The 16,263-nt window shown below is 68.3% G+C and carries 16 protein-coding genes and 1 tRNA gene; 14 read left to right on the forward strand and 3 right to left on the reverse strand.

Translation table 11 applies throughout. The annotated features are described in order from the left end of the window. Positions 1 to 15: 15 nt before the first annotated feature. The 13 genes from IPV10_RS07925 (at position 16) to IPV10_RS07985 (ending at position 12,271) form a co-directional block, all read left to right on the forward strand. A complete protein-coding gene (locus IPV10_RS07925; protein ID WP_207482529.1) occupies positions 16 to 1,398 on the forward strand; it encodes an NAD(P)/FAD-dependent oxidoreductase in 1,383 nt (460 codons plus the stop codon). Continuing rightward, on the forward strand, positions 1,398 to 2,282 hold the full coding sequence (locus tag IPV10_RS07930; RefSeq protein WP_207482531.1) for a universal stress protein: 885 nt from the start codon (positions 1,398 to 1,400) through the stop codon (positions 2,280 to 2,282). Before IPV10_RS07925 ends, IPV10_RS07930 begins: the two co-directional genes overlap by 1 nt. After that, on the forward strand, positions 2,282 to 3,826 hold the full coding sequence (locus IPV10_RS07935) for an APC family permease (protein WP_207482533.1): 1,545 nt from the start codon (positions 2,282 to 2,284) through the stop codon (positions 3,824 to 3,826). Before IPV10_RS07930 ends, IPV10_RS07935 begins: the two co-directional genes overlap by 1 nt. A 28-nt stretch (positions 3,827 to 3,854) precedes the next feature. Beyond that, the gene (locus tag IPV10_RS07940; RefSeq protein WP_207482535.1) at positions 3,855 to 5,321 is read left to right on the forward strand and encodes an NAD-dependent succinate-semialdehyde dehydrogenase; all 1,467 of its coding nucleotides are present in this window, start codon (positions 3,855 to 3,857) and stop codon (positions 5,319 to 5,321) included. A 26-nt stretch (positions 5,322 to 5,347) separates the two neighbouring features. Further along, positions 5,348 to 6,712 carry an NAD-dependent succinate-semialdehyde dehydrogenase gene (locus tag IPV10_RS07945; protein ID WP_207482537.1) on the forward strand — a complete coding sequence of 455 codons (1,365 nt, stop codon included), beginning with the start codon at positions 5,348 to 5,350 and terminating at the stop codon, positions 6,710 to 6,712. 158 nt (positions 6,713 to 6,870) lie between these two features. After that, positions 6,871 to 6,943 (forward strand) — tRNA-Trp (locus tag IPV10_RS07950). Positions 6,944 to 6,983: 40 nt separating this feature from the next. Further along, on the forward strand, positions 6,984 to 7,247 hold the full coding sequence (secE, locus tag IPV10_RS07955) for a preprotein translocase subunit SecE (protein WP_207482539.1): 264 nt from the start codon (positions 6,984 to 6,986) through the stop codon (positions 7,245 to 7,247). A 41-nt stretch (positions 7,248 to 7,288) separates the two neighbouring features. Continuing rightward, on the forward strand, positions 7,289 to 8,314 hold the full coding sequence (gene nusG, locus IPV10_RS07960; protein WP_207482541.1) for a transcription termination/antitermination protein NusG: 1,026 nt from the start codon (positions 7,289 to 7,291) through the stop codon (positions 8,312 to 8,314). Between the two features lie 393 nt (positions 8,315 to 8,707). Continuing rightward, positions 8,708 to 9,139 carry a 50S ribosomal protein L11 gene (gene rplK / locus IPV10_RS07965; RefSeq protein ID WP_105723474.1) on the forward strand — a complete coding sequence of 144 codons (432 nt, stop codon included), beginning with the start codon at positions 8,708 to 8,710 and terminating at the stop codon, positions 9,137 to 9,139. A gap of 11 nt (positions 9,140 to 9,150) precedes the next feature. Further along, positions 9,151 to 9,840 (forward strand): 50S ribosomal protein L1, encoded by a 690-nt coding sequence (rplA, locus tag IPV10_RS07970; RefSeq protein WP_207482543.1) that lies wholly within the window; start codon positions 9,151 to 9,153, stop codon positions 9,838 to 9,840. 174 nt (positions 9,841 to 10,014) lie between these two features. Next, complete coding sequence (locus tag IPV10_RS07975; RefSeq protein ID WP_207482545.1) at positions 10,015 to 10,833, forward strand: amino acid ABC transporter substrate-binding protein; 819 nt, start codon at positions 10,015 to 10,017, stop codon at positions 10,831 to 10,833. A 3-nt stretch (positions 10,834 to 10,836) separates the two neighbouring features. After that, the gene (locus tag IPV10_RS07980) at positions 10,837 to 11,499 is read left to right on the forward strand and encodes an amino acid ABC transporter permease (RefSeq protein WP_207482547.1); all 663 of its coding nucleotides are present in this window, start codon (positions 10,837 to 10,839) and stop codon (positions 11,497 to 11,499) included. Next, a complete protein-coding gene (locus IPV10_RS07985; RefSeq protein WP_307861085.1) occupies positions 11,486 to 12,271 on the forward strand; it encodes an amino acid ABC transporter ATP-binding protein in 786 nt (261 codons plus the stop codon). The genes IPV10_RS07980 and IPV10_RS07985 overlap by 14 nt, the downstream gene beginning before the upstream one ends. Before the next feature lie 18 nt (positions 12,272 to 12,289). On the opposite strand, the gene lysE is transcribed toward IPV10_RS07985, so the two are convergent. Next, positions 12,290 to 12,943 carry an L-lysine exporter gene (lysE, locus tag IPV10_RS07990; protein ID WP_207482549.1) on the reverse strand — a complete coding sequence of 218 codons (654 nt, stop codon included), beginning with the start codon at positions 12,941 to 12,943 and terminating at the stop codon, positions 12,290 to 12,292. Between the two features lie 70 nt (positions 12,944 to 13,013). Between lysE and IPV10_RS07995 the strand changes: the two genes are divergently transcribed. After that, positions 13,014 to 13,919: a LysR family transcriptional regulator ArgP gene (locus IPV10_RS07995; protein WP_207482551.1), complete on the forward strand. Its 906-nt coding sequence runs from the start codon at positions 13,014 to 13,016 to the stop codon at positions 13,917 to 13,919. 40 nt (positions 13,920 to 13,959) lie between these two features. On the opposite strand, the gene IPV10_RS08000 is transcribed toward IPV10_RS07995, so the two are convergent. Together IPV10_RS08000 and IPV10_RS08005 are read right to left on the reverse strand one after the other, a co-directional pair. After that, positions 13,960 to 14,442: a MarR family winged helix-turn-helix transcriptional regulator gene (locus tag IPV10_RS08000; RefSeq protein WP_207482553.1), complete on the reverse strand. Its 483-nt coding sequence runs from the start codon at positions 14,440 to 14,442 to the stop codon at positions 13,960 to 13,962. Then, positions 14,429 to 16,132, reverse strand: coding sequence for an MDR family MFS transporter (locus IPV10_RS08005; protein ID WP_207482555.1), 1,704 nt, complete (start codon positions 16,130 to 16,132; stop codon positions 14,429 to 14,431). The genes IPV10_RS08000 and IPV10_RS08005 overlap by 14 nt, the downstream gene beginning before the upstream one ends. Positions 16,133 to 16,263: the final 131 nt, after the last annotated feature.

A 16,263-nucleotide genomic window follows, 5' to 3' on the forward strand; every position in this document is an offset into this window, starting at 1 on the left:
ACGAAGGAGCTGCAGATGGCTGAGATCACTCGCGACGTACTGATCATCGGAGCCGGTGCCGCGGGCACCACGGCCGCCAACGACCTGCGCAAGGCCGGCCTGTCGGTCGCCGTGCTGGAGGCCCGCGATCGCGTGGGCGGGCGACTGTGGACCGACGTGATCGACGGAGCCATGCTCGAGATCGGCGGCCAGTGGGTCTCGCCCGACCAGGACGCGCTCAAGGAGACGATCGAGGAGCTCGGTCTCGAGACCTTCAGCCGCTACCGCGAGGGCGACAGCGTCTACGTCGGCCCTGATGGGAAGACCAGCCGCTTCACCGGCGAGATGTTCCCCGTCTCTGCCGCGACCGAGGCCGTCATCGCCGAGATCACCGAGCGCCTCGACGCGATGGTCGCCGAGATCGACCCCGACCGCCCGTGGGAGCACCCGAACGCGGCCGAGTGGGACTCGGTGACCTGGGACGCGTGGCTCCGCCGGCAGACCGACGACGACGAGGCGATCCGCAACCTCGCCTTCGCGACGGGGTCCGCGATGCTGACCAAGCCGACGCACGCCTTCTCGCTCCTGCAGTCGCTGCTCATGGCGTCATCCGCCGGTTCCTACTCGAACCTGGTCGACGCGGACTTCATCCTCGACAAGCGCGTCGTCGGCGGCCTCCAGCAGGTTCCGCTGCTGCTCGCCGAGCGCCTCGGCGACGACGTCTTCCTGAACCAGCCGGTGCGCTCCCTCGAATGGTCCGAGTCGGGTGTCGTCGCGACGACCGACGAGCTGACCGTGCGAGCGCGCTACGCGATCCTCGCGCACGCCCCAGTGCTGTACAACCGCATCTCCTTCGTGCCGCCGCTGCCGCGGCGCCAGCACCAGATGCACCAGCACATCTCGATGGGCTTCGTTATCAAGGTGCACGCCGTCTACGATCGCCCGTTCTGGCGCGAGCAGGGTCTCAGCGCGACGGCGTTCAGCCCCTACGAGCTGGTGCACGAGGCCTACGACAACACGAACCACGGCGACGAGCGCGGCACCCTGGTCGGCTTCGTCTCCGACCACAACGCCGACGGCGTGTTCGAGCTGTCCGCCGAGGAGCGCAAGGAGCGCATCCTCGACTCGCTCTCGCACTACTACGGCCCCGAGGCCAAGAACACTGTCGTGTACTACGAGAGCGACTGGGGCAGCGAGGAGTGGACCCGCGGCGCGTACGCGGCGAGTTTCGACATGGGCGGCCTGCACCGCTATGGCGCGGACCTGCGCGCCGCCGTCGGGCCCATCCACTTCGCGTGCAGCGACATGGCCGGCGCCGGCTACCAGCACGTCGACGGCGCGATCCGGATGGGTCGTCTGGCCGCCGCGAACATCGTCACCGCCAGCCGTGAGGCCGTCCTCGCCGAGAGCATCGGCTGATGACCGGCGCGATCATCGTCGGGTACACGGCGACGGATGCGGGCGCCGACGCGGCGGCCCTCGGCGCCCGGCTCGCGCGCAGCCTCCGGGCCGTGCTGCACCTCGTGATCGTGCTTCCTTCGGAGGGCACCCGCAGTGCCGGAGTCGCGCCGGAGCGCGCCTATGAGGACCACATCAGGGCGCAGGCCAGGCAGTGGCTCGACGACGCGATCGTCCGGCTCCCGCAGGATCTGACCCGCACCGGCCACGTCCGCTTCGCCGAGTCGTTCGCCGCGGGGCTGATCGCCGCAGGCGAGGAGTTCGACGCCAGGCTGATCGTGGTCGGCGCCGCCGGCGGCAGCCTGTTCGGCCGCCACCGTCTCGGCAGCGTCGCATCCGAGCTGCTGCACTCCTCGACCATCCCGGTCGCGCTGGCTCCAGCCGGCGCCGCCGGTGCCGACGACCACGTCATCCCGAGGGTCACCGCCGCGGTGGGCAAGAGGCCGGGGGCGGACGCCCTCCTCGACGAGGCGGTCGCGCTCGCCGCAGACAGCGGCACCGACCTCCGCCTGGTGTCGCTCGTCCCGTTCGACGTGCCGCCCGGCCTGGACACGGCTCAGATCCGCACCGTCGGAGACGCGCACGCGCACGACGTGCACGCGATCGCCACGGAACTGCTCCCCGACGGCACCACGACCGAGATCCAGCACGCGGCGGGTGACAGCGTCGAGGATGCCGTCGCCAACCTCGCGTGGATCCCCGGCGAGGTCATCGTCGTCGGCTCGTCGAGGCTCGCACAGCCCCGACGTCTCTTCCTGGGCTCGACTGCGGCGAAGATGCTGCATGAGCTGCCCGTCCCCATGATCGTCGTACCGCGCACCCGCGCCGAGGCAGGAGACCGCTGATGACCAGCACCAACAGGGCAACGGAGCCCGAGTCCGGAGTGACCTCCGGGATCTCACAGAAGGGGCTGAGCGCCGGCGCGGTCGGCGTCCTCGGCGCCGTCGTGATCGGTGTCTCGACGATCGCCCCGGCGTACACGCTCACCGCATCGCTCGGGCCCACCGTCGCCGAGGTGGGCACGCAGGTGCCAGCGATCATCCTCGTCGGCTTCATCCCGATGCTGCTCACCGCGTTCGGATACCGCGAGCTCAACCGCGTGATGCCCGACTCCGGGACGTCCTTCACCTGGGGCGTGCGGGCCTTCGGCCCGTGGATCGGCTGGATGACCGGATGGGGGCTGATCGCCGCCACCGTGATCGTGCTGTCCAACCTCGCCGGCATCGCCGTGGAGTTCCTCTTCCTGCTGATCGCGCAGCTGTCAGGGAACGCCGCCATCGCCGACCTCGCGTTCAACCCGATCATCAACGTGGTCGTGTGCCTGCTGTTCATGCTCGGCGCGACGCTCGTCTCGTACCGCGACATGCAGACAACCCAGAAGTTCCAGTACGTGCTGGTCGGCTTCCAGGTCGTGGTGCTGGTCGTCTTCTCGGTGGTCGCGATCTTCAAGGCCGTCAGCGGCGAGGCGCCAGAGCCGACCGCCTTCTCCTGGTCGTGGTTCAACCCCTTCGAGGTGCCGACGTTCAGCGCGTTCGCCGCCGGCCTGTCGCTGTCGATCTTCATCTTCTGGGGCTGGGACGTCGTGCTCACCATGAACGAGGAGACCAAGAACCCGGAGAAGACGCCCGGTCGAGCCGCAGTCGTCACCGTGATCACGGTCGTGAGCCTGTACCTGCTGATCTCGATCGGCCTGCTCATGTTCGCGGGCGCCGGAACCGGTTCGCTGGGGCTCGCGAACGAGGACATCTCCGCCAACGTGTTCTTCGCGCTGTCCGACCCGATCCTCGGTCCGCTCGCGTTCCTGGTGTCGCTCGCGGTGCTCTCGAGCTCCGCGGCATCCCTGCAGTCGACCGCGGTCGGCCCTGCGCGGACGCTCCTCGCCATGGGCCACTACGGCGCGCTGCCGTCGAAGTTCGCCAGGGTGAGCCCGCGCTTCTTCACCCCCGGCTACGCCACGATCGTCTCCGCGATCGTCGCGTCGGTGTTCTACGCAGTGATGCGCCTGCTGAGCGAAAGCGTGCTCACCGACACCATCCTGTCGCTGGGCATGATGATCTGCTTCTACTACGGGCTCACCGCCTTCGCCTGCGTCTGGTACTTCCGCAGGCAGTGGTTCGACTCCGCCAGGAGCTTCTTCTTCACGTTCCTGTTCCCGCTGGTCGGCGGCGCGATCCTCGCGGTGCTGTTCGTGACCACGCTGATCGACTCGATGGACCCGGCCTACGGCAGCGGGTCCAGCATCGGCGGCGTCGGCCTCGTGTTCGTGCTCGGGGTCGGCATCATCATCGCCGGCATCGCGATCATGATCTGGCAGTCCATCCGCCGTCCGGCGTTCTTCCGCGGAGAGACCCTCGGCATGGACGCACCGCCGAGCATCCGACGCCGCTGACCGCACCTCCTCAGAGAAAGAGAATCCCATGAGCACTCAGACAGAGCAGGCGCTGCTCGACAGCATCCCCACCGGTCTCTTCATCGGCGGCGAGTGGATCGACGGCGAGACCGGCGCCACGTTCGACGTGCAGGACCCGTCGACCGGAGCGGTGATCCGCACGATCGCCGACGCGACCCCGGCCGACGGCATCCGCGCTCTCGACGCCGCGGTCGCCGCCCAGGAGTCGTGGGCAGCCACCGCACCGCGGACCCGCAGCGACATCCTCCGCCGCGCGTTCGATCTCGTGCAGGAGCACAAGGAGGACATCGCGCTGCTGATGACCCTCGAGATGGGCAAGCCGCTCGCCGAGGCGCGCGGCGAGGTCGGCTACGGCGGAGAGTTCCTCCGCTGGTTCAGCGAAGAGGCGGTGCGCATCAACGGCCGCTACGGGCTGAACCCCGAGGGCACCGGCCACATGGTGGTCTCGCAGCGCCCCGTCGGCCCGTCGTTCTTCGTGACTCCGTGGAACTTCCCGTTCGCGATGGCGACGCGCAAGATCGCCCCGGCACTCGCTGCCGGCTGCACCGTGGTCATCAAGCCGCCGGCACTCACGCCGCTGACGACGATGTTCTTCACATCGCTGCTTGAGAAGGCGGGTCTCCCGGCCGGCGTCGTGAACGTCGTGCAGACCTCGCGCTCCAGCGCCCTGTCGGCGCCGATCATCGCCGACCCGCGCCTGCGCAAGCTCTCCTTCACCGGCTCCACCGAGGTCGGCCGCAAGCTGATCGCCCAGGCCGCCGAGGGCGTGCTCCGGGTCTCGATGGAGCTCGGCGGCAACGCGCCGTTCGTCGTGTTCGAGGATGCCGATCTGGACAAGGCCGTCGAGGGCGCGCTCGCCGCGAAGTTCCGCAACATCGGGCAGGCCTGCACCGCGGCGAACCGCTTCATCGTCCACAAGGACGTCGCGGAGGAATTCGGCCGCAGGGTCACCGAGCGCGTGAACGGGATGAAGATCGGCCGCGGCACCGAGGAGGGCGTCGCGATCGGACCGCTCATCGACGCGGATGCCGTCGCCAAGGCGGCAGAGCTCGTCGGCGACGCCGTCGACCGCGGAGCCACGCTGCTCGCCGGCGGCAAGAAGGTGGAGGGCGTCGGCAGCTTCTACGAGCCGACAGTGCTCACCGACGTCGTCGCCGGCTCCGCGATCCTCCGCGAGGAGATCTTCGGACCGGTGCTCGCGATCGCGACGTTCGACTCCGAGGACGAGGCCGTGCGCCTTGCGAACGACACCGAGTACGGGCTCGTCTCGTATGTCTTCACCGAGAACCTCCAGCGCGGTCAGCGGATGATCGACAAGCTCGAGACCGGCATGATGGGCCTCAACGTGGGCGTGGTGTCCAACGCCGCGGCTCCGTTCGGCGGCGTCAAGCAGTCGGGCGTCGGGCGCGAGGGCGGCTCAGAGGGCATCCACGAGTACCTGTCCACCAAGTACACCCTGATCCCGGTCGCCTGACCGGTCGGCCCAGAGGAGGAGCGAACATGACCGATTACACCGTCATCAACCCCGCCACCGGAGAGACCCTGGCGTCCTTCGACACCCTGACCGATGCGCAGGTGGAGGCGGCGCTCGCCGCCGCCGACACGGCGCACCGCGAGTGGTCGCGCACATCGACCGTCGCGGAGCGCGCCGCGCTCGTGCGCCGGACGGCGGAACTGCACCGTGAGCGCCGCGAAGAGCTCGCCGACATCTTCGTGCGCGAGATGGGCAAGCCCCGCGAGGCCGCGCTCGGCGAGGTCGACTTCTCCGCCGACATCGCCGAGTATTACGCGGATCAGGCCGAGGCGATCATGGCCGACCAGCCGATCTCGATCCTCGGAGACGGTTCGGCGATCATCCGCCGCTCGTCGCTCGGGCCGCTCATCGGGATCATGCCGTGGAACTTCCCGGCCTACCAGATCGTGCGCTTCGCGGCTCCGAACCTGATCGTCGGGAACACGATCCTGCTCAAGCCCGCGCCGCAGTGCCCGGAGTCGTCGACCGCGATCGCCGCCATCTACCGTGACGCGGGCTTCCCGGAGGGCGCGTACCAGAGCGTGCTCGTCACGAACGAGCAGATCGCGACGATGATCGCCGACCCGCGCGTCCAGGGCGTCTCGCTCACCGGCTCCGAGCGGGCGGGCGCCGCGGTCGCCGAGGTCGCCGGACGCAACCTGAAGAAGGTCGCGCTCGAGCTCGGCGGATCCGACCCGTTCATCGTGCTGTCCACGGATGACCTCGACGGCACCGTGCAGGCGGGTGTCGACGCGCGTCTGGACAACAACGGCCAGGCCTGCAACGGCGCCAAGCGCTTCATCATCGTCGACGAGCTGTACGACGCCTTCGTGGAGAAGTTCACGGCAGCGATGGCCGCGGTCAAGCCCAGCGACCCCATGCTCGAGGAGACGGTGCTCGGCCCGGTGTCGTCCGAGACGGCCGCCGAGAACCTGCAGAAGCAGATCGATCAGGCCGTCGAGCAGGGGGCGACCGTGCTCACCGGCGGAACGCGCGAGGGGGCGTTCTTCGCGCCGACCGTGCTCGCCGATGTGACGCCGGAGATGAACGTGTACCGTGAGGAGCTCTTCGGGCCGGCGGCGACCGTGTACCGCGTCGCTGACGAGGACGAGGCGATCCGGCTCGCGAACGACACCACGTTCGGCCTCGGCTCCTACGTCTTCACGACGGACCCCGAGCAGGCCGAGCGGGTGGCGGACAGGATCGAGGCCGGCATGGTCTACGTGAACCTGGTGCTCGCCGACAGCCCCGAGCTGCCCTTCGGCGGCATCAAGCGCAGCGGCACCGCGCGGGAGCTCGGCCACCTCGCGGCGGACGAGTTCGTCAACAAGAAGCTCATCCGCATCGGCTGAGCCGCGACACCCCCGGGATGCCGCCGTCGATTCGGCGGCGCCCGGGGGATGCCGTACACTGGACGAGCAGTTGTTGTCTGCATTCTTTCGCCATGCCTGGTGGACCAGGACTGGTTGAGGAAGAGTGGGGATGGCATCCTCGAGGCCACCAGGTCTCTAGGGCGGTAGCTCAATTGGCAGAGCAGCGGTCTCCAAAACCGCAGGTTGCAGGTTCGATTCCTGTCCGCCCTGCGCGTCAGCGCAACGCTGGCACACGAAAGGTACATTCAGGATGGATCAGGACGAACCGCGCGGCGAGGTCGTCGCGGCCGGTGCCACCCGCGAGAACAAGCGCGGGTTCTTCGCGAGCATCGCCCTGTTCTTCCGCCAGGTCATCGCTGAGCTTCGCAAGGTCGTCACCCCGACGCGCAAGGAGCTGGTCAAGTTCACCGCAGTGGTGCTCGTCTTCGTTCTGATCGTGATGGGCATCGTCTACGGACTGGACACCTTGTTCGCGTGGTTGACGCACGTGGTGTTCGGCGTTCCCGGCACCTGATGCCCCCGCGGCTCAGGCCGCAGTGATTGGAAAGAAACAACGTGTCTGAACGATATTCCGACGACGCCGACTGGGCGACCGCCGCAGAGCAGTCCAGCGAGGAGGACGAGGCCCAGGAGGGCAACGTGCTCGCCGCGGAGGAGCTCTCGGTCACCTCGGCCGAGCACGTCGCCATCCACATCGAGGATGCCGACGACGAGGAAGATGACAGCACGGATGACGACATCGAAATCGACGACCCGGAGGCGGACGCGATCGTGAACGACGCTCTCAACCTGGACGAAGCTGCGGAGTCTGAGGCCGCCGCTGAGGTCCTGAACGATTCTGTGGCCGAGGATGCCGCCGAGAAGGAGGCCGCTGCGGCCTCAGAGGTGGCCCCGTACGACGGCCCCGACGTGAACGGCGACGACGAGGACGCAGAGGCGTCCGACGAGGACGCGGAAGAGGACCCCTACGAGACCTTCCGCGCCGACCTGCGCATGCTCCCTGGCAAGTGGTACGTGATCCACTCCTACGCCGGCTTCGAGCGCAAGGTGAAGGCGAACATCGAGCAGCGCAAGTCGACGCTCGAGGTCGAGGACGAGATCTATCAGATCGAGGTCCCGATGGAGGACGTCGTCGAGATCAAGAACGGCCAGCGCAAGATGGTCACGCGCGTGCGAATCCCGGGCTACGTGCTCGTGCGCATGGAGCTCACGGAGGACACCTGGTCGGTCGTCCGCCACACGCCGGGCGTCACCGGCTTCGTGGGCAACGCCCACAACCCGACGCCGCTGCGCTTCGAAGAGGCCTTCAACATGCTGAAGTCCCTCGTCGAGGTCAAGGATGTCCCGACCGCCAAGAACATCGCGGCCAAGGGCGGCCTGGCCGTCGCGCGTCCGCTGCCCGCCGAGGTCGACTTCGAGGTCGGCGAGACCATCACGATCAAGGAGGGCTCTTTCGCGGGTCTTCCCGGCTCGATCAGCGAGATCAAGCCGGAGAGCGGCAAGCTCACCGTGCTCGTCTCCCTCTTCGAGCGCGAGACCCCGGTCGAGCTGTCGTTCGACCAGGTCACCAAGATGGTCTGACCCACCGCGTTCCCGGAACGGCCGTCCCCGCAGGGGGCGGCCGTTCCTGCGTTTCCGGGCGGTTGCCCCGGGTCAGTGCCGGGTCAGTTCCGCATCCGCTTCCGCATCCGCATCCGCATCCGCTTCCGCATCCGCGGGGCCGTGCGGGGTCAGTTCCGCATCCGCGGGTCCGTGCGGGGTCAGTTCCGCATCCGAAACCGGCCGTTCCGCTGCGCAATCGGCCCCGCCCGGCATCCGATCATCGAGCGGCAGTGCTCCACGTGCCCCAGCATCAGGTAGACTTGTGTGGTTTGTGTGCCGCTTCGGCGCGCACGCAGACGACCGCGGTCCGGAGATGCCGGATCCGTGGGAGAGCGGATGCAACCGGCATCCGTTCGATGAAAGGAAGAGGATATGGCACCGAAGAAGAAGGTGACCGGCCTGATCAAGCTTCAGATCAACGCCGGTGCAGCCAACCCGGCGCCGCCGATCGGCCCCGCGCTCGGTCAGCATGGCGTCAACATCATGGAGTTCTGCAAGGCGTACAACGCCGCGACCGAGTCGCAGCGCGGCAACGTCATCCCCGTCGAGATCACCGTCTACGAGGACCGCAGCTTCACGTTCATCCTGAAGACCCCGCCGGCAGCGGAGCTCATCAAGAAGGCCGCCGGCGTGCCCAAGGGCTCGGCGACGCCGCACACGGTGAAGGTCGCGAAGATCACCAAGGACCAGGTCCGCCAGATCGCAGAGACCAAGCAGGCCGACCTGAACGCGAACGACATCGAGGCCGCGATCTCGATCATCGCCGGCACCGCCCGTTCCATGGGCATCACGGTCGAGGGCTGAGGAGAATAATCATGGCTACGAAGTCCAAGGCTTACAAGGCTGCCGCCGAGAAGATCGAGGCAGACCGTTTCTACACTCCCGCTGAGGCTGTCGCCCTGGCGAAGGAGACCGGCTCGTCGAAGTTCGACTCGACCGTCGAGGTCGCGCTGAAGCTCTCGGTCGACCCCCGCAAGGCGGACCAGATGGTGCGCGGCACCGTCATCCTGCCCCACGGCACCGGCAAGACCGCCCGCGTCATCGTGTTCGCCACCGGCCCCGCGGCCGAGGCAGCGATCGCCGCAGGCGCGGATGAGGTCGGCGGCGCCGAGCTCATCGAGAAAGTCGCCGCAGGCTGGACCGCGTTCGACGCGGCCGTCGCCACTCCGGAGCTCATGGGCCAGGTCGGTCGTCTCGGAAAGGTCCTGGGTCCGCGTGGCCTGATGCCGAACCCGAAGACCGGCACCGTGACCCCGAACACGGCCAAGGCCGTCGAGGAGATCAAGGGCGGAAAGATCGAGTTCCGCGTCGACAAGCACGCCAACGTGCACTTCGTCGTCGGCAAGGCTTCCTTCACCACCGAGCAGCTGAACGAGAACATCGGCGCAGCGCTCGAGGAGATCGTGCGCCTCAAGCCGTCGAGCTCGAAGGGCCGTTACATCCAGAAGGGCGCCGTGTCGACCACGTTCGGCCCCGGTATCCCGCTGGACGTCAACTCCATCTGAGTGTGACTCCAGGAACGCCCCCGCATCCGATGCGGGGGCGTTCCTGCGTTCGCGAGCAGCCCTGACACGGGGCGTCACGCGATATGGGATCCTGTCCAGGCGGCGCGTACTGTGGATGAGCACAGCGCGCCACAGCATGCCGCGCCTCACCCGCACACCAGGAGGACCCCACCCATGTCCCGTCGCCTCATCATCGTCGCAGCCCTCGTCATCGGCGCATCCGCGCTCACCGCCTGCAGCGGAACCAGCACTCCCGCAGAGAGCGATTCCCCCAGCGGCGGCAGCGGCGCAGACTTCGGGCTCGTGAAGGACGGAACGCTCACGGTGGCCACCGAGGGCACCTACCGCCCCTTCAGCTTCCACGGCGACGGCGGCACCGGTGACCTCACCGGCTTCGACGTCGAGATCATCCAGGCGGTCGCCGACAAGCTCGACCTCGAGGTCGAGTTCCAGGAGACGCAGTGGGACGCGATCTTCGCCGGTCTCGATGCCGGCCGCTTCGACGTGATCGCCAACCAGGTCACCATCAACGACGAGCGCTCGGAGAAGTACCTCTTCAGCGCGCCGTACACGGTCTCGCCCGGCGTGATCGTCGTGAACGAGGACGAAGAGTCGATCAGCTCCTTCGAAGACCTCGAGGGAAAGACCACCGCTCAGTCGCTCACGAGCAACTGGAACGACCTCGCGACCGAGTCCGGCGCCAAGGTCGAGGCCGTCGAGGGCTGGGCACAGGCCGTCGCGCTCCTCCGCCAGGGACGCGTCGACGCCACCATCAACGACAAGCTCACCTTCCTCGACTACGAGACGACCGACGGCCCGACCGGCCTCAAGATCGCGGCCGAGACCGATGAGGCGGGTGAGCAGGCGTTCGCCTTCACCAAGGACAAGGAGTCGCTGGTCGAGGCGGTCGACGCCGCACTCGAGGAGCTTCGCGCAGACGGCACGCTCGCCGAGATCAGCGAGAAGTACTTCGGCGACGACGTCACCGAGTAGTCGATGGATGCCTGGCAGCTCTTCCTGAACTCACTGGGGCCGATCGCCCTCGGGGGGCTGCTGGGCACCATACCGCTCGCCCTCGCGTCGTTCGCGCTCGGCCTCCTGATCGCGATCGGCGTGGCGCTGATGCGCATCTCGGTGCGCCCGGTGGTCTCCGGGATCGCACGGTTCTACATCTCCGTCATCCGCGGCACGCCGCTGCTCGTGCAGCTGTTCGTGATCTTCTACGGGATGCCGGCGCTCGGCGTCACGATCGATCCATGGCCGAGCGCGATCATCGCCCTCTCCCTGAACGTCGGCGGCTACGGGGCGGAGGTCGTGCGCGCCTCGATCCTCTCGGTCCCGCAGGGGCAGTGGGAGGCGGCGTACACGGTCGGCATGAACCGGACCCGCACGCTCACCCGGATCATCCTGCCGCAGGCGGCCAGGGTGTCGGTGCCGCCGCTCTCGAACACCTTCATCTCGCTCGTGAAGGACACGTCCCTCGCGTCGACCATCCTGGTCACCGAGCTGTTCCGGGTGACGCAGCAGATCGCGTCATCCTCCTACCAGGTGATGGTCGTGTATCTCGCGGCCGCCCTCGTGTACTGGGTGATCTGCCTGGTGCTCGCCACCGGGCAGAGCGCGCTCGAGAGGAGGCTCGACAGCCGTGTCGCGAACTGATCCATCATCGACTCCGCTGCTCGCCGTGAGGCGGCTGCACAAGGCGTTCGGCGACAACGAGGTGCTTCGCGGCATCGACTTGACGCTGCACCGCGGCGAGGTAGTCGTGCTCATCGGCCCGAGCGGCTCGGGCAAGACCACGGTGCTGCGCTCGCTCAACGGGCTCGAGACGCCGGACGGCGGCACGATCGTCGTCGACGGCGGACCCGAGATCGACTTCTCGGCGAAGGTGCCGCCGCGGCAGCGCCTCGCGCTCCGCGACCGTTCGGCGATGGTCTTCCAGCATCACAACCTGTTCCCGCACTTCACGGTGCTCGAGAACGTGATCGAGGGACCGTGGCGGGTGCAGGGCCGCCCGAAGGACGAGGTGATCGCAGAGGCGCGCCTGCTGCTCGCCAGGGTCGGGCTCGCCGACAAGGAGAACGCCCGCCCGCATCAGCTCTCCGGCGGTCAGCAGCAGCGGGTCGGCATCGTCCGTGCCCTCGCGCTGCGCCCTGACCTCCTGCTCTTCGACGAGCCGACCAGTGCCCTCGACCCTGAGCTCGTCGGCGAGGTGCTGCTCGTGATCAAGGAGCTGGCGGACGAGGGCTGGAGCATGGTCGTGGTGACCCACGAGCTGAGCTTCGCTCGTGAGGCCGCCGACCACGTGCTGTTCCTGGATGGGGGAGTAGTCGTCGAGGAGGGCGCTCCCGAGCAGATCTTCAACGCGCCGCAGCATGAGCGCACGCAGCGATTCCTCACCAGGATCATGCGTCCGCTCGACGGCGCCTGAGCGCGTTTGTCGCGACGGTCAGCCGGCGAGCACCGGAAGCACCAGGCTCACCGCGAGCGCGATCATCACCACGGCGATCAGCGCGTCCAGGATGCGCCAGGAGCGCGGGGTGCGCAGCCAGCGGCCCAGGTGCCGGGCGCCGAAGCCGAGAGCCGTGAACCAGAGGATGCTCGCGGCCACGGCGCCGGCGGCGAACAGCCAGCGGTTCTCGCCGTGGGTCGCCGCGATCGAGCCGAGCATCAGCACCGTGTCGAGGTACACGTGCGGGTTCAGCCAGGTGAGCGCCAGCGTGGTCAGGGCGGCCGGGGCGAGCGCGGTGCGGGTGAGCGTCGCGGTGCGTCCACTGGAGGCGGATGCCGCGGCATCCGCCTCGTCCACCGTCAGCTCCTCGCCTCCCCGCCAGGCGCGCCGCGCCGCGAGGATGCCGTAGCCGAGCAGGAACAGCGCCCCGGCCCAGCGGGCGACGACCACGAGCCATGGCGCCGCGGCGATGACGAAGCCGAGACCCGCGACCCCGGCGATGATCAGCACGGCGTCTGAGATCGCGCAGATGGCCACGACCGCGAGAACGTGCTCGCGGCGGATGCCCTGTCGCAGCACGAACACGTTCTGCGCGCCGATGGCGATGATGAGGGAGAGGCCGAGTCCGAGACCCGCGAAGACGGAGAGCATGGTTCCACGGTAGGCATCCGCTGACTGCAGCACCAGCGAAGATTGCTTCCGAACCATTAGCATCACTTACGTGAAGATCGACCCCGAGCTCGCCGCCACGGTCGCGGCCGTGGCAGACGAGGGCACGCTCGATGCCGCCTCACGGAGGCTCCGCATCACGCCCTCGGCCGTCAGTCAGCGTCTGAAGACTCTGGAGCAGCAGCTCGGCCGAGTCCTTGTCGTGCGCAGCAAGCCGGTGCGCCTGACCGAGGCCGGCGAGGCCGTGGTGCGTCTCGCCAGGCAGGTCGCCCTGCTCGAGCACGATGCGCTCGGCGGACTCGGGCTCGGCGGCGATGCGCCTCGCACCGGCATCCCGCTCGCGGTGAACGCCGACTCGATGGCCACCTGGTTCCTGCGGCCGCTCGCGCGGCTCTCCGCCGAGCACGACATCGACTTCGACCTGCACCGCGACGACCAGAACTTCACCGCGCGGCTGCTGGAGTCCGGCACAGTGATGGCCGCGGTCACCAGCGAGGACACTCCGGTCGCCGGCTGCTCCGTGTCGCCGCTCGGCGTGCTGGAGTATCGCGCGATGGCGGAGTCCGGCTACGCCCGACGCTGGTTCGCCGAGGGGGTGACCCCTGAGGCGCTGGCGGTCGCGCCGTTCGTCGACTTCGACCGGCGCGACGCGCTGCAGCACGACTGGCTGCGCGAGATGGGCGTCGCCCACCAGGGCGTGCCGCGACACTATGTCCCGGCATCCCACGACTACGCCCTCGCGGTGCAGCTCGGCCTCGGCTGGGGGATGGTGCCGCTGTTGCAGGACTCGGCGGGCCTCGTCGCGCTCGGCGGGCCGACACTGCGCGTGAAGCTGTACTGGCAGCAGTGGAATCTGCGCTCGGCGCTCCTCGACACGATCGCCGCCGAGGTCGCGGCTGAGGCCCGAAAGGTGCTGCGCCCCAGCCAAGACCGTCTGTTTGCGTCACACGCATCCTGAGCGGGCTCCGGAACCTGCGTTCGACGCAAACAGACGGGTTCTAATCCTCGCTGTCCGGGGTCGCGCCTGAGGAGAGCGCGTGCAGCAGCCGGGTGAGGTTGCCGATGTCGGCGACGCTCCAGCCCGCGAGGTTGCGCATCAGCAGGCCCTCCTGCGGTTCCCGCGCCTCGGCGAGACGCTGCTCGCCGATCGCGGTCAGCCGCAGCAGGAACGAGCGTCCGTCGGCGGGGTCGGGCGATCGCTCGATGAGACCGAGCCCCTCCAGCTCGCGGACCATCCGGCTGACCTGGCCCTTGTCGATCAGCATCCGCTCCGCGAGCGCCGAGGCGTTGACCTCGCCGCACCGCGCGATCGTGGTCAGGGTCTTGTACGCCCCCGGCAGCATCCCAGGGCTGACCCGGTTCGCGTTCTCCATGATCAGTCGACGGAAGTGCGTGATCAGCTCGCTGAACTCCGCCTCGAGTGCGCGGACCGCTACAGCCCTTGCGTCCCCGGGATCGGCGCTCCGCTCAGCGCCGGACATCGGATGCTCCGCCACGCGAGTCGTGGGAGACGACGGACACGGCTCCGGTCGGAGCGCCGGAGAGCGCCTCGGCGTCGGCGATGGCCACCTCGGCGGCCTCCTCGAGGGCATGTCCGTCCTTCGCGGCATCCGCGCTGGCCCGCTCGCTCGTGGTCATCGTCGTGAGAGGGCGGTTCGGCAGGAACAGGATCGCGATGAGGCTGATCACCGCCAGCGGGATGCCGACGAGGAAGGCATGCGAGATCGCCTGAGCGTAGAAGTCCTCGACGAGCGAGCGCACCGGGTCCGGCAGCAGGCGCACCTCGGGGAGCGTTCCGCTGTTCAGCTGGGCTGTGACCTCGGCCGCCTTGTCGCCGGTCTTGGCGATCGCGGCCATCAGCTCATCCTTGCCGGCGGTGAAGAGCTCGGTGATCCGGCTGGCGAGCATGGCGCCCATCACCGACACGCCGATCGTGCCGCCGAGGCTGCGGAAGAAGGTGATGCCGGAGCTCGCGACGCCCATCTCGCTGGGTTTCGCGACGTTCTGCACGATGAGCACGAGGTTCTGCATGGTCATCCCGACGCCGGCGCCGGTGAGGAACATGTAGATCGAGACCAGTACGAAGTCGGTGTCGTAGTGGAGTGTCGACAGCAGCGCGGAACCGGCGATCAGCAGGACGGAGCCGAGGACCAGATAGCCCTTCCACTTGCCGTACCGCGTGACCAGCTGTCCGACGAGCATCGAGGAGATCAGGAGTCCCGCCATCATCGGCAGAGTCATCAGGCCGGCCTCGGTCGGGGACGCACCCCGGGAGAGCTGCATGTACTGCGCCAGGTAGACGGAGGTGCCGAACATCGCGACGCCGATCGAGATCGAGGCGAGCACCGACAGGCTGAAGGTGCGGCCGCGGAACAGGCTGAGCGGGATGAGCGGCTCGCGCACCTTGAGCTCGACGATGATGAACGCGATTGCGGCGACGAGCGCGCCGCCCGCCATCAGGACCGTCTCGGTGCTCCACCAGTCGAAGGTCGAACCGGCGTTGGTGATCCAGATGAGCAGCAGCGACACGGACGCGGAGAGCAGCACGATGCCGACGTAGTCGATCGACACCTTCCGTGTGCGCTCGGTGCTGACGTGCAGCGTCTTCTGGAGGATGATCAGCGCGGCGATCGCGAACGGCAGCGCCACGAAGAAGTTCCAGCGCCAGTTGATGGCATCCGTGATCCAGCCGCCGAGCAGCGGGCCGCCGACCGTCGCGACGGCCATGACGGCGCCGAACAGGCCCATGTAACGGCCACGCTCCCGAGGGCTGATGATGTCGGCCATGATGACCTGGCTGAGGGCGGCGAGACCGCCTGCGCCGAGGCCCTGCACGACACGGAACGCGATGAGCACGCCCGTGTCCTGCGCGAAGCCGGCCGCGGCCGTGGCCAGCACGAAGATGATCAGAGCGATCTGGATGAGCAGCTTGCGGTTGAAGAGGTCGGCGAGCTTGCCCCAGATGGGCGTCGAGATCGCGGTCGTGAGCAGCGTCGACGTGATCACCCATGTGTACGCGGCCTGGTCGCCGCCGAGGTCGTGCACGATCACCGGCATCGAGGTCGACACGACCGTGGCCGCGATCATCGACACGAACATGCCGAGCAGCAGCCCGGTGAGCGCCTCCAGCACCTGCCTGTGCGTCATCCGAGTCGGTGAATCCGTTGTCATGCTGAGCCTCTTTCGGGAGTCGCGGGGATGGATGCCGCGACTGCTCTGGCGCGCACAAGATAGTTGAACTTCGTCAACTATACGGACTTGGTTGAGTTCAGTCAACCAAGTGCCGCCGGCGCCGCGGATGT

Origin of the sequence: Microbacterium sp. SD291 (assembly GCF_017355365.1) — a bacterium.
Lineage (GTDB): Bacteria > Actinomycetota > Actinomycetes > Actinomycetales > Microbacteriaceae > Microbacterium.

Excerpts from the sequence above, each read along its gene's own strand:
- IPV10_RS08000 (WP_207482553.1), bottom strand. The coding sequence starts at position 14,442 with ATGTCCGGCGCTGAGCGGAGCGCCGATCCCGGGGACGCAAGGGCTGTA.
- IPV10_RS07925 (WP_207482529.1), top strand. The coding sequence starts at position 16 with ATGGCTGAGATCACTCGCGACGTACTGATCATCGGAGCCGGTGCCGCG.
- IPV10_RS07930 (WP_207482531.1), top strand. The coding sequence starts at position 1,398 with ATGACCGGCGCGATCATCGTCGGGTACACGGCGACGGATGCGGGCGCC.
- IPV10_RS08005 (WP_207482555.1), bottom strand. The coding sequence starts at position 16,132 with ATGACAACGGATTCACCGACTCGGATGACGCACAGGCAGGTGCTGGAG.
- IPV10_RS07975 (WP_207482545.1), top strand. The coding sequence starts at position 10,015 with ATGTCCCGTCGCCTCATCATCGTCGCAGCCCTCGTCATCGGCGCATCC.
- IPV10_RS07940 (WP_207482535.1), top strand. The coding sequence starts at position 3,855 with ATGAGCACTCAGACAGAGCAGGCGCTGCTCGACAGCATCCCCACCGGT.
- IPV10_RS07935 (WP_207482533.1), top strand. The coding sequence starts at position 2,282 with ATGACCAGCACCAACAGGGCAACGGAGCCCGAGTCCGGAGTGACCTCC.
- secE (WP_207482539.1), top strand. The coding sequence starts at position 6,984 with ATGGATCAGGACGAACCGCGCGGCGAGGTCGTCGCGGCCGGTGCCACC.
- IPV10_RS07945 (WP_207482537.1), top strand. The coding sequence starts at position 5,348 with ATGACCGATTACACCGTCATCAACCCCGCCACCGGAGAGACCCTGGCG.
- IPV10_RS07980 (WP_207482547.1), top strand. The coding sequence starts at position 10,837 with ATGGATGCCTGGCAGCTCTTCCTGAACTCACTGGGGCCGATCGCCCTC.
- rplA (WP_207482543.1), top strand. The coding sequence starts at position 9,151 with ATGGCTACGAAGTCCAAGGCTTACAAGGCTGCCGCCGAGAAGATCGAG.
- lysE (WP_207482549.1), bottom strand. The coding sequence starts at position 12,943 with ATGCTCTCCGTCTTCGCGGGTCTCGGACTCGGCCTCTCCCTCATCATC.
- rplK (WP_105723474.1), top strand. The coding sequence starts at position 8,708 with ATGGCACCGAAGAAGAAGGTGACCGGCCTGATCAAGCTTCAGATCAAC.